General features: G+C 41.4%; 11 protein-coding genes and 1 pseudogene. 7 read left to right on the forward strand and 5 right to left on the reverse strand.

All coding sequences use genetic code 11. The annotated features are described in order from the left end of the window. Nucleotides 1-20: 20 nt before the first annotated feature. From AC0J5Y_RS10445 to pilG, 5 genes and pseudogenes are all read right to left on the reverse strand, one after another. Nucleotides 21-926: a CheR family methyltransferase gene (locus AC0J5Y_RS10445; RefSeq protein WP_475130624.1), complete on the reverse strand. Its 906-nt coding sequence runs from the start codon at nucleotides 924-926 to the stop codon at nucleotides 21-23. A 257-nt stretch (nucleotides 927-1183) separates the two neighbouring features. Next, nucleotides 1184-2188: pseudogene (locus AC0J5Y_RS10450) on the reverse strand (methyl-accepting chemotaxis protein); the annotation flags it as partial. Between the two features lie 526 nt (nucleotides 2189-2714). Next, complete coding sequence (locus AC0J5Y_RS10455) at nucleotides 2715-3245, reverse strand: chemotaxis protein CheW (RefSeq protein ID WP_475130625.1); 531 nt, start codon at nucleotides 3243-3245, stop codon at nucleotides 2715-2717. Between the two features lie 3 nt (nucleotides 3246-3248). Continuing rightward, complete coding sequence (locus AC0J5Y_RS10460) at nucleotides 3249-3611, reverse strand: response regulator (RefSeq protein ID WP_475130626.1); 363 nt, start codon at nucleotides 3609-3611, stop codon at nucleotides 3249-3251. 165 nt (nucleotides 3612-3776) lie between these two features. Next, entirely contained in the window at nucleotides 3777-4154 is a 378-nt protein-coding gene (gene pilG / locus AC0J5Y_RS10465) for a twitching motility response regulator PilG (RefSeq protein ID WP_011514416.1), read from the reverse strand. 659 nt (nucleotides 4155-4813) lie between these two features. Here pilG and AC0J5Y_RS10470 point away from each other — a divergent pair. From AC0J5Y_RS10470 to AC0J5Y_RS10500, 7 genes are all read left to right on the forward strand, one after another. Beyond that, complete coding sequence (locus tag AC0J5Y_RS10470; RefSeq protein ID WP_475130627.1) at nucleotides 4814-5932, forward strand: efflux RND transporter periplasmic adaptor subunit; 1119 nt, start codon at nucleotides 4814-4816, stop codon at nucleotides 5930-5932. A 273-nt stretch (nucleotides 5933-6205) separates the two neighbouring features. After that, entirely contained in the window at nucleotides 6206-6928 is a 723-nt protein-coding gene (locus tag AC0J5Y_RS10475) for a response regulator transcription factor (protein ID WP_201561987.1), read from the forward strand. A 136-nt stretch (nucleotides 6929-7064) separates the two neighbouring features. After that, a complete protein-coding gene (locus AC0J5Y_RS10480) occupies nucleotides 7065-9167 on the forward strand; it encodes an ATP-binding protein (protein ID WP_475132159.1) in 2103 nt (700 codons plus the stop codon). Nucleotides 9168-9488: 321 nt separating this feature from the next. Next, complete coding sequence (locus AC0J5Y_RS10485) at nucleotides 9489-10259, forward strand: methionine ABC transporter ATP-binding protein (protein ID WP_475130628.1); 771 nt, start codon at nucleotides 9489-9491, stop codon at nucleotides 10257-10259. Between the two features lie 19 nt (nucleotides 10260-10278). Next, entirely contained in the window at nucleotides 10279-10965 is a 687-nt protein-coding gene (locus AC0J5Y_RS10490) for a methionine ABC transporter permease (RefSeq protein ID WP_475130629.1), read from the forward strand. A gap of 262 nt (nucleotides 10966-11227) precedes the next feature. Next, on the forward strand, nucleotides 11228-12193 hold the full coding sequence (locus AC0J5Y_RS10495; RefSeq protein WP_475130630.1) for a MetQ/NlpA family ABC transporter substrate-binding protein: 966 nt from the start codon (nucleotides 11228-11230) through the stop codon (nucleotides 12191-12193). A 287-nt stretch (nucleotides 12194-12480) separates the two neighbouring features. Continuing rightward, nucleotides 12481-13329: an aldo/keto reductase gene (locus AC0J5Y_RS10500; protein WP_475130631.1), complete on the forward strand. Its 849-nt coding sequence runs from the start codon at nucleotides 12481-12483 to the stop codon at nucleotides 13327-13329. Nucleotides 13330-13362: the final 33 nt, after the last annotated feature.

A 13362-nucleotide genomic window follows, 5' to 3' on the forward strand; every position in this document is an offset into this window, starting at 1 on the left:
TGACTCTTTTAGGCGCTAATTTAGGTACTGATTTTTTGCCACGCATTGAGATGTGGGTGCGCAATACGGCGCATATTTGAAGGACGCCAAAATAGCGCCTCACCTGGAGCCAATATAATATAACCACCTAAGGCGCATTGTTTTGATAATCGAGCTAAAATATCACGCTGATCAAATTTGCGAAAATATAACAGCATGTTTTGACAAACAATCACCTGTTGTATATGCGCGGTAGGCGGTTTTTCATCCATAATATTGTGTATAACAAAACGGACCTGCGATTTTAACGTTGCTGTGACCTGCCAGTAGCCATAGCTACTACTTGCCGTGGTTCTATTTAGATAAGGGTTACCAATACTCGCTTCGTCAGCCATGATTGCTGGTGATAATGGTTGCACAAACTGCTGACAATATGGCGGGATTAATGATTGCTGCTTGGCGTCGTACTGACCCAATCGCGCCTTTGCTAGTACTTGTTGACTGACATCTGTGCCCAAGATCGTGTAGTTGCTCAATTGCTTTGCAGCCAAACTCATTGCTAGAGACCACGTCTCTTGTCCGCTCGCGCAGCCTACACTCCATATGCGAAACATCTCACTAGTATCAGCAGCTATTCGCGTGTGGCACTGATACTGCTCTGCACATTCTGTGACAAAATTGATAGAAGGCAGATGACGAAAAAATCGACTTTCATGGATCAATACTTTATCAAGCAAATGCTGGCGTAGCTCATTATTAAACGGCAACTGCTGCCACAACTGGACGGTAGTCAATCCATAAAACAATGCCGTGTGAATCACCGCGTTTTCCAACCAATTTCGTTGGATATTAGGTAAAATAAAACCAATCTCACACTCTATGTAACGTTGCCACTGTCTAGTATCAAAATAATCGTCATGCCGTATCACTTTCACATTATCTTGCAAGAGGCAGTCTATTGATGTAGCTTCAATTATATGAATGCTATTACTGCCTTTTTGAATATGATGATTCATGCGACCTGCTATTAATGTTGCTGCTCCAAATTTTATAATGTCTGTTTAGAGCAGCAATTTGGTTAACATTTCCATAGAAAAAATCATAGCTATTATCGACAGTTTTACATACTGGCTGAGACTCTTTCATCCATATCGAGATATTCATGATCCATGCTTTCATGATTCAACTGCTCATCATCGTTTGATATCTTAAAGCCAGTGACTGATTCTTGTAGTGCTGCAGCCATTTGGCTAAGCTCACCAATAGAACGTGCGGTCGCCATCGTGCCAGAAGACGTTTGAGAGGTAATATCTTGAATAATGTTCATAGTATGAGAGATATGACCTGCCGACTCCGCCTGTTGCAGAGCAGCATTTGAAATATTCTGAATGAGATCAGCCAAAGTATTAGAAACGGTTTGCACCTCTTCTAGTGCTTCACCCGCATCTTTAGCCAACCGCGCACCACGTACGACTTCAGACGTCGTTGATTCCATCGACATGACCGCTTCACTGGTATCTGCCTGAATGGTTTTTACCAACGTCTCAATCTGCTTAGTTGCATTTGCCGAACGCTCAGCAAGACGTTGAACCTCATCAGCAACAACTGCAAAGCCTCGTCCTGCTTCACCTGCCATCGATGCCTGAATCGCTGCGTTTAATGCCAAAACGTTAGTTTGGTCTGCAATATCATTAATCAAACCAACGATATCACCAATTTCCTGCGAAGACTCACCAAGACGTTTAATACGTTTTGAGGTTTCTTGAATCTGATCCCGGATAACATTCATACCTTCAATAGAGCGCTGTACTACTTCTGCTCCATTGTAAGAGATGGCGACCGAACGCTGAGCAACTGTTGCAGACTCTGCAGCGTTATTCGAAACTTGGTCAATGGACACCGTCATCTCATTAATAGCCGCAGACACACCAGCGATTTCCTGTGCTTGATGCTCAGAAGCTGTCGCAAGCTCGACTGCATTCATCTGCGTTTGCTCTGATGACTGCGAAACGCGTTCAGCGGTACTATTAATAACCAATACCAATTGGCGCAGTTGGTCAATAGCAAAGTTAACAGAATCGGCAATTGCACCAGTGAAGTCTTCTGATACGGTTGCATTGACCGTCAAATCACCGTCTGCCAAATCACCCAACTCATCAAGTAGGCGCAAAATAGCGATCTGGTTACGCTCATTTTCTTCTTGAATTTGGCGTGCACGTTCAGACTCAGCTTCTGCTTCTTGACGACGACGCAAAGTTTCCTTTTCAATAAGTAAACGTTCTGAGCCACCGCGCTGCTGTAGCAACTTATAAAAAGCGAAAAAGATACCCAGTACACTGAGCACAAAGACAACTACCGGTATTATGACTGCCTGATTAAAATCAGTTAAATACTCACTGACCGATGATATGGCATTAATCAGCGCCAATAGGGCACCCATAGCCACTAGAGCACATCCGCCTAGTAATAGTTTCCACTGACTATCAGTATTTGTCGCCGCTCTATTTACGCCACTTACAGGATTATTTATAGCATCACTCATCGCACTTATTCCTTTCAAACAATCGTCAAAGTCTTATTGAGTCTGACTCTGAAATCATAGTGTTATCAAAACAACCGTGATGAACAAAGCCTGTATGAATGCTGACACACCACCGGATAATGTCAGCTATGATTCTTCTATCATCTTTTTAATGAACACCTAATGATCAAACATGACAGGTCATTAAAAACAGTTATATTGCAGCATCGGTATACTGTAGGTCCTGTGTCAGTAAGCTTGGCATAAACACATACCAATCTTGTTCATCTTTGAGAAATTTGCCATGGTTATAAGGTGCAAATGGCGAATTTGGTTCAATGGCTTCTGGACGATATTGGTCTTGAGTAAACTGTTCGATACCAATCACTTGGTCAACAAGTAACCCTGAAAACACATTATCATGGTCGATGACCATGACTTTACGCTGACTCATTTGCGCTAACCGACTTGGCACTTGTAAAAATCGAGACAAATCGGTTAGTGGCAGTAAACGCCCACGAATATTGGCAATACCAAGCATCCAAGGCTTTACTAAGGGCACGCTGGTATATTCTGGCATGGACAATACTTCTGCTACTTGACCCATTGGCGCAACCAAGCGTTGACCGCCAATCTCAAATACGACCCCTTGCCAGTCAAATTCTTGTCCGCCGCGGCGTCCGCTTTTACGCGAACGTGCCATATCTGCTATACGCAGAAGCTCAATAAATCCTCTCGATGCCACAAGCTACTCCATTACTTTACGAATGATCTGAACCAGACCACTTTCATCAATAGGCTTGGTAAGATACTCTTTTGCGCCTTGACGCTTGCCCCATACACGATCGGTTTCTTGATTTTTGGTACTGATCATGATGATAGGAATATGTGCTGTTGCCTTGTCACGAGTGATTTTACGAGTTGCCTGAAAACCATTCATTTCAGGCATGACCACATCCATCAAAATGACGTCTGGTAGATGGGCAATGGCCATCTGGCAGCCTTGTTCACCATTGGTTGCTTCCAAGACTTTATAGTTATTTTTAGAAAGCATGTCACGAAATTTCGCCATCTCAGATGGTGAATCGTCAATGACTAATACAGTAGTCATGGTTATTTCCTTTATTTTCGATGATATCCATTAGATATATAGTGTTAAAACAAACCGTTTGGAGTAATACTTTATGCTGAACTGAATGCATATTACTGATTATGACAATAATAATTTATCGTTATATGAAACATTCTTGACCACTTTTTATGATCATTTTACAGATTAACGATACTGATTAATTGCCTCAAAAAGCTCATCCTTACTAAACGGTTTGGTCAGATATTCATCAGAACCTACAATACGTCCACGGGCTTTATCAAATAAACCATCTTTAGATGACAACATAATCACAGGTTTACTGGCATAGTCAGGGTTATTTTTAATCAAGGCACAAGTTTGATAACCGTCCAAACGTGGCATCATGATATCCACAAAAATAATATCTGGATTATGATCGACAATCTTAGCCAAGGCATCAAATCCATCAATGGCAGTGACAACTTCACAGCCAGCTTTTTGCAGCAAGGTTTCTGCGGTACGGCGAATGGTTTTTGAGTCATCAATAACCATTACTTTTAAACCATCAAAATTATTTTCCATTCTTATTGTCCTATTAACGACTATTTATTCATTATGCGATATGTTTACAGTACTACTCACGTGTAGTACTGTTTACTCACAATGAATTATCTTAGTATGTTGGGCGTTATGCTAAATTTCTTACAGTGTTATTATAGCCATAAATTCAATGATTACTCATAATCTGCAACCATTAATTATCGCAGGCAAATTTAATGAATAATGTAATCGAATCCTCTGTCAATAAACGAGTAGCTCTTATTCAATATTGCTTGCTATAAAAACAGTTGAATATCTAGTCTCATCAAAAATCCACTGTACTAAAAACTGAAAAAATCGACTAAGTTACAAGTGAATAGTCTTGTTATTAAATATCGTCTTTCGAATCGCAGCCATTATATAGAACCAGTACTCATCTTACTGAATAATTTACCTTTGTAATAAAAATGTATCAATATATTTTGATATGTTCGTTTTAGCACAGTTACCAGCTATTATCCAGTAATTGGTGAAATTATGTTCTAAGTTTAGCTACTTAACGACTATTCTCTATATAAAAAAGGCATTCTACAGCGTCTCATCTAGTGCTTAAAAAAACAGTTAAATACAATATAGGTAGAACCATTTTCCATACTTTGAATTCCCTATATAATAAAAAGTCGTTTATGATGGTGATTGGTATGACATCTTTTATGCGCTCGCTGCATTACATGCGTTTTATATGCTTACAGACTGCGCCGTTGAAAAAGAGCCTCTATATATTGAGCGCGCTATTTCTTATCGCCTGCCAGCCAACATCTCCTACCGAAGCGTTAAGTAGAGACAATAATGAGCCAGTTGATATACCACTCATTAGTGCCGATAGTGTCACCATCACACCTGATCATATTTTAAGCATCAAACCTACCCGTTATCAGCCCAGCCTTGGTTTGCAAGGTCGTATCGAACCTATCAAGCAGATCAACCTTATGGCAGCACAGCCGCTGACGGTAGAGCAAGTATTAGTCAGTGACAACCAATGGGTGAAAAAAGGTACGTCCCTACTCACAGTTCGACGTCAGGAAATTCTAAACACAGCGATAGGCTTAGGCGATACTGAAACCAATATAGAAGCAGAATTAAATACGACTGCTAGTAATGCTGATGGAGCTAGCACTTCTGACAATACTAGCCCGACCTCTGATTTAATCACATTGCGTGCCCGCTTTTCAGGACGCGTAGAGAATCTGTCAGTGCAAACCGGACAAAAGATAGAAGCTCAAACAGTGTTATTAAAGCTCAGTGACGAAACAGAATTGCATTTTATCTCAACGTTGCCGATTGAAGCCGAATCGCAAATTTCTGTTGGTCAAACCGTTAACTTTACTGCCGAAGGTAGAGTGGATAAATTTACCGGTCAGGTTAGTAAAGTGCAGGCGGTAAAACAACCGATACAGCTTTTAGTTTATGTCAATGTGATTGACAATGAAGTCAGTCGCAATCAGCTAGCGCCTAATATGCAAGTCACTGGCAGAGTTGACTACGGGCAGATAGAAGTGGGTACTATTGTGCCTAAAATTGCCCTACATAATGTGGATTTAAGACAAATACAGGTGCCGCCTTACAAACCGCTGCGTTCTCTGACTGCCAATATCTGGATTATAGGTCAAGACCAGCGCTTAACCCGTCAGCCTATTGAAGTGATTGAATACGATCCGCTGACCAAACAATATTTAATCGCAGGTATCAGTAGTGACAGTTTGATTTGTTTGGCGAACTTACCCATTGAATCTAAAGGCAAAAAAGTGGTGGTGTCTTAAGCACAGAATCCCGCAGTTACATTGTGTAGAAACATTAACAAAGCACGCCTTGTTTAATAACATTCTGTTTAGGCAATATAGCGTATTATGGATAGTACGGATTGCATACTTTTATTGTATAGTATTCGAGCATGGCTTGTATCTATAGGTGCTTATAATTTACATGTTTGTAATATGAGCATTTTGGATAATTGAAAACTAAGGGCAGACGCCACTTTTATAAATTGTAAAAGTGTATTAAGACAAATTATAAAAACAACTAGAGGAAACATTATGAGCAAGCAGATTTTGTTAATTGAAGATGATCCAGATTTGGCAGAATTAATCAGTGATTATCTGACCATGAATTATTATGATGTGCATCATGCAGGTCTTGGTCAAGAAGGTCTAGATTTATTAGACACTAAAGAGCGTGATATTGACTTGGTGGTACTTGACCTCATGCTACCGGACATGGATGGTATGCAAGTTTGCCAAAAAATCCGTGGCAATAAAAACAATATGACCAATAAAGTGCCGATCATTATGTTGACGGCAAAAGGTGATACCACAGACCGCGTATTGGGTCTTGAGATGGGCGCTGATGATTATATTTCTAAACCGTTTGAGCCGCGTGAACTGCTCGCCCGTATTCGTGCGGTTATTCGTCGTCATGAGCAGCCAAACCAAGCGGACAGTCAGTCAGACAGCTTAACTTTTGGCCGTTTGAGCGTGTTCCCTGACAGTCATGAAGTGACTATCGATGATCTGCCAGTACGTTTGACGACGCATCAGTTCCAATTGCTGCATTATTTTGCCACACATTCAGGCAAAGTACTGAACCGCGAGCAATTGTGGCAAGCTATGCCAAATGATGACAGCTCAGACAATATTGATCGCGCCATTGACGTACATATCTCGCGTCTTCGTGCGTTGATTGAAGACAATCCACGTCAACCAAAGCGTATTATCACAGTACGTGGCGTCGGCTATCAGTTTGCCACTGACCAAGTGTAATTAGTAGTAAACTGTTGGTAAATAAACAGTCAAACTGCTTTAAAACGGTTCGTTAAAAGGGGTATCATACGTATGATACCCCTTTTATGTTTGACCATATAAAGTAACATGAGTTTTCGATAATAGAGATGATTTGATGCAGCAATTGGGTTTTCGCTCCGTATTTGCCAAGCTATTTGCCAGTGTCATGCTGGCGCTTATCTTGTTTGCTGTTGCGATGGTATCATTGACACAGTTGGTACATGATAAAGATGCTGGCATTCGCTCAGAGGTATTGGCAACGCAAATTTTAGGACAGATCGATCCTTTTTTGCATGAGCTAAATATCGCAGTTAGTAAGGAAAATCGCCTACAATCGCGTTTTATGCTAGCCGTAGTCAAAAAAAGCTTCGATATCTTTGATGAGTCATTGCAGGCAAAAATGGGCTTATATGACAGCGAAGGTCATCTGCTGATGCAAACAGATAATAGCGATTTGCCGCTAGAGCTTCCTGCCACGCCTTCTTTGTTCTCACGTGTTTTCCCCTCTTTTGCAGAAACGTCACCAACCAAGCAAGCACAGGTTTATAGCAGTACTGGCTATACGCTATTATATGAGTCACGCTTGCCACCCAAAAAGCCGGTTCTCTCTGCAGCGCTTAACTTATTTACTGGCACGCTCTTATTGCTACTCATTATGGCAGGCGTCCTTTGGTGGATTGCCCGGACCATTACTTGGCGTATTAATCAGATGAGTCTACAGATGGCTCAGCTTGGCGATGGTGACTTTACGGTACGGGTTAATGCACACGGCAATGATGAAATCGCTTCACTGGCACGTGGATTTAATCAAGCAGCACAAAAGATTGAACACCTTATTGATGCCAATAATTTGTTACTTGCACATGCCTCTCATGAGCTGCGTACGCCCATAACACGTATTCGCCTACAGATTGAGATGATGGATATGCTGACAGGTCCATTGCCAAGTGACAACAAAGCCAAGTTTGATAAGCGTGCTCAAGCCATTAATCGCGACCTTTCAGGTCTCAATGATTTGGTTGAAAGTATTCTATTGGTGAGCCGTTTGGATGCTGGTCATGCCTTGCAGCAAGTTGAAAATTTAGATTTATATGATTTGGTGAATCAAGAACGTCAACATTATCCTGAAGCAACGTTAATTGGCGAGCACATCATGATTGACGGTCAATCATCAATGCTCACCCATTTAATTCGCAATCTATTAACCAATGCCATGCTGCATGGAAAACCACCAGTCACTGTGTTGCTTTATGGGGTGCAAACCCTTGAAGAAGCTGAAGCTATTCCTGATTTTTTATTGCAGACAGTGTTGTGCAGTAGTTTTATAGACTATAACAGCTCAGACTTTTATTCTGATGAGTCATCTCATAGTACAAATCCGCTTGCTCATCATCAAGATACCGTATCAGAGCTGAATAATTCTATTAGCGCAGCACTTCCAAAGCCAAAAGCGGCAAATAGCGAGTCTATAGTTATATTACCAGCCCCGCCTATTTATCAGAATGGTGAAAATTTGGTAAATGATGCTCATATTAGTCCTGACTGCGAATCTGATAATACTGTGAGTCAAGATAGCGATAGTACTATTTTAGAGCAAGTAGACCTTACCAATACAAGCGAGACACTTGAAAAGATTGGTAATTCTTCATTGTTTGATAATTATCATAGTTTTACATCAGATTTGACCGATAAGCTAAAGAAAGTGATGTGGCGTGCCGTGCCTGAGAAGCAACAGTCTTCTCAAGATCCTGATCATGCTATTGATGACATCTCTGGTAAAAATGCTATCAATAGCAATAAAGAAGATGCCAATAAAGTGAATAAAAATGGTGATGTGGCGATAAAAGACAGTGATAAAGCAATTGATAAAGAAAGTCCTGAAACGACAAATACCACCCGTAAAGAAAGCCTATTTAGCAAACATCTCAAAAAATCTAAACCGGAGCCAACACGTCCGCTTCCGAAGTATGTGGTATTGGCAGTGATTGATGAGGGTGATGGCATCCCTGAAACTAAACGTGAAGAAGTTTTTAGCCCCTTTGTACGCCTGCAACAAAAAAATAAAGGCTCAGGTCTTGGCTTGTCCTTAGTCTCACAAATTGTCACCGCCCATCAAGGAAGAATCACCACTGACACTATCAATGGTCACACGCGATTTTTGGTGGTATTACCTATTAAACTCGATCCGCATTACCATCATCATGACAATCGTAATTGATTTTATTCATTCATATCATAAACAAACTCTCAGAAGTACTCTAGGATAAGAACTACAAACCTTTAGCGTGCATAGCGATCAATAAGTCAGAAAACATACCATAATGAAATCCTACCTATTTCATTCTATATATCTTGATATTGACTAAGCTAAGTTCAAAGTCAATCACCAATGCCTGTATCAAAAACCTTGCATAATATGCTATATTAGCGCCCCTTATTATGGGGTTATCGAATGTGGTTTTAACTCAACTGTTCAGCAGTCAAGGAAATTACGACCACTTCATAACCACTAAAACATTTATTGAATTTTGAGCCTTCCATGAGTGACATGATTGTCTTAAACGATGTGACCAAGAGTTTTTTGAGTGACCGGTCTATAAAAGATAAAAACGGCAAGCCGCATTGGTTTACTGCTGTCGAGCCGACGTCACTAACCGTCAAGCAAGGTGAGATTTTTGGCTTGATGGGCTATTCAGGTGCGGGCAAATCAACGCTTTTACGCCTGATTAATTTGCTTGAACGTCCTGATTCAGGTCAAGTGATTATCGATGGTACAGACCTAACTTCTTTGTCTGCCAGTGACTTGCGTATCGCCCGTCATAATATCGGCATGATTTTTCAGCAATTTAATCTGATGTCTAATCGCACCGTATTTGACAATGTTGCTTTTAACTTAACGGTTGCAGGCTACCCTCGCGCTGATATTCATAAGCGTGTCATGGATTGTCTAGACATTGTTGATTTAACCGACCGCGCTAGTCACTATCCAGCGCAGTTATCAGGTGGACAAAAACAGCGTGTTGGTATCGCCCGTGCGATTGCGCCAAGCCCAAAAGTGCTCCTTGCTGATGAGCCGACTAGTGCGCTTGACCCTGCCACTACGCGTAGTTTGTTGACTTGCTTACGTGATATCAATGAGCAGCTTGGCGTCACTATCGTCATTGTAACTCATGAGATGAGCGTCATTCGCAGACTATGTGACCGTGCAGCCTTGTTACATCAAGGACAATTGCTCGAAGTAGCGGACATCCGCGACGGTCTCATTCAGGCCACCACCCCAATTGGCAAAGGCTTAGTCCACGAAGACTAATGAGGCAGGAGAGATAAACATGATAACCGGTGCAGAATTATCCGCCTCGATAGACAAGCTGCTTGTGCTGCGTAAAGAGATTTGGCAGGCGTTTTTAGATACTTTTATTATGCTGGGTATCTCAACCACAGTAGCCATTCTTATCGGCGGTCTGTTTGGCGTCTTCTTATTTTTATCCAGTGATCGGCAGTTTTTGCAGAATAAAACGCTCTATGCTGTACTGGGTGGCATCACAAACTTTATGCGTGCCTTCCCGTTTGTGATTTTGATGATTGCCATGAGTCCCTTTACCAAAGCCATCGTCGGTACAGGTATTGGTCCTATCGCCGCCTCATTGGTGCTTGCGATTGCTGGCTCATTTTACTTTGCACGTTTGGTTGAGCAAAACTTACGTGAAGTACCGCGTGGTATTATTGAAGCGACCGAGTCGATGGGCGCAAGACCTTTTACGATTATCAAAGTATTACTAAACGAGGCTCGTTCTGGCTTGGTCTTGTCTGTGACCATCCTTTGTATCAGCTTGCTGTCCTTTTCAGCAGCAGCCGGTATGATTGGCGGCGGCGGTTTGGGTGATTTGGCAATTCGATATGGTTACTATCGTTATCAGACTGAGGTGATGGTATTCATCGTGATTATGCTATCGATCATGGTTATTGGTATTCAAGCCTTAGGAAATTGGGTCGCGACTCGATTGGATAAACGTTAAAAACCCGTGATCACTTGGCTTATTAAGATTAGATGTTGATGACTGAGTGATGCTTGATATGAATAATTTATAGGGTCTAATGCTGATTCATCCTAAGCAAATGCTTGACTTTGTAACTGATTCCCTTTAATTTTGATACTATCTTAACACTCGTTAACTTAGCAGCATTACTATGTATAATGTTGCTTTTTTAATGCGGTTTTAATCCTGTTTTGAGTCTCATCATTTATTATTTGATCCCTACCCTTATTAAGGAAGTTCCATGAAATTAACAGATATCAGCCGTCAAGTAGCGACTGCATTTGCTGCTGTTGGCGTATCAGGTCTCGTATTGGTTGGTTGCAACAATTCATCAGCGCCAGAAGCTACCAAAGAGCCAGTCACTGAAGGTACCACTGAAGGCGCAGCTGAAACTGCCAATACAGCAGCTACTACAACCAGTGATATTGACCCTGAACACAGTAAAATTGTTATTGGTACGACCGAAGGCGATTTTGCCGATATGGTGCGTAACCAAGTAAAAGGCTCATTAGAAGCCCAAGGTTATGAAGTTGAGCTGGTCACTTTTACTGATTATGTTCGTCCAAACGTTGCGCTAGCAGATGGCGACTTAGACATCAACATCTTCCAACATAAGCCTTACCTTGATACCTTCAAAAAAGAAAACAACCTTGATTTGGTAGAAGTTTTCCAAGTACCAACAGCACCACTTGGTATTTACTCAGGTAAGAAAACCAAAATCGACGAAGCCTTTAAAGGTATGAGCGTCTCTGCTCCGAATGATCCAAGTAACTTTGCACGTGCATTGGTCATGATGAATGAGCTTGGCTGGATTACGCTAAAAGACAACATTGATCCATTGACCGCCTCAAAAGCTGATATCGCTGACAACAGCAAATACGACATCAAAATCGTTGAGCTAGAAGCCGCTCAGTTGCCTCGTGCACGTGATGAAGTCGACTTTGCCATCATCAACGGTAACTATGCGACCGATTCAGGCATCAAGCTGACAGAAGCCCTGTTCCAAGAGCCAAGCTTCGCTTATGTGAACTGGTCTGCGGTTAAAACGGCTGATAAAGATAAAAAATGGGTAAAAGATGTCACTAACGCTTATAACTCAGAAGCCTTTAAAAAGTATGCTCATGACAGCTTCCCTGGTTATAAATATCCAAAGATTTGGGGTGCTGACACTGCTGTAACTGCTCCGGTTGCAGAAGCTGCCAAATAGCTAACGCCGTCATGAAAAAAGGTTACATTTGAGATAGCTCGTTTAAATCAATGAGTCATTTTGCATAAAAGAAGCCCATTATTATTTAATAATGGGCTTCTTTTGCTTTACTGTTTAAGCAGGCAGCGACAAAAATGACGTTACAGCCTGTTTGTGGTTTGTAGAAAAGCGTCACCCGCCCTATCGCTGGCGCATGATTTTTCCTATAGTCAATGGGCTAAGTAGAAAGCAGTATCCTAATACTGACTCTTATATTGATAAATCCCTCACATAACAAGGATAATAATATGCACGCTAAACATTACAATATTCGTACGGCAGGACAAGCCAACATTCCGGTACTTGGATTGGGTACTTGGCAATCAACGGGTCAGGACTGTATCGATGTCGTCAGCCAAGGTTTAAAAATGGGCTATGAACACATTGATACAGCTCAAGCATATGGCAATGAAGTCGAGGTTGGTAAAGGTATTAAGCAATCAGGTATCGCTCGCGATAAGTTCTTTTTAACAACTAAAATATTCCCTGATGACATGAAGTTTGAGCCAGAAAAACTTGTTGCCGCTGCTAAGCACTCTTTGAAAAATCTAGATACAGATTATGTTGATTTATTGCTGCTACATTGGCCTGATGACCGTGTCTCACTATCAGAAACTATTCCGGCTCTGTGTGCGCTACAAAAACAGGGCCTGACTCGCAATATTGGCGTGTCTAACTTTAATATTGCTAATATCATTGAAGCCAAGAGATATGCTGATGTGCCTATTGCGGTCAACCAAGTCGAGTTTCATCCTTTTATTAAGCAAAAAACGTTGCAGACCTTTTTAAATAACCACCATATATTATTAGAAGCGTATTCGCCGCTCGCCCGCGGTGATGTATTTGATAATGAGATCATCAAGGAGATTGCCGATCGTCATAATGTCACGCCAGCACAAGTATCACTGGCTTGGATATTATCCGATAAGCAGCGTATTGCGATTCCAAAAACCTCTAATCCTGAGCACTTACAAGGCAACTTAGATGCCATTAGGGTAACGCTCAGTGCAGATGAACTTGAGGAAATCGGCAGCTTAGCACGTGCTGATGGTCGTAAAATTAAGCATCCAGATTATTCACCAGAATGGGATGATTAATAAACCATAGTTATTTGAATACTAAGAACAAAA

Source organism: Psychrobacter sp. TS_SC_6 (genome assembly GCF_056156305.1).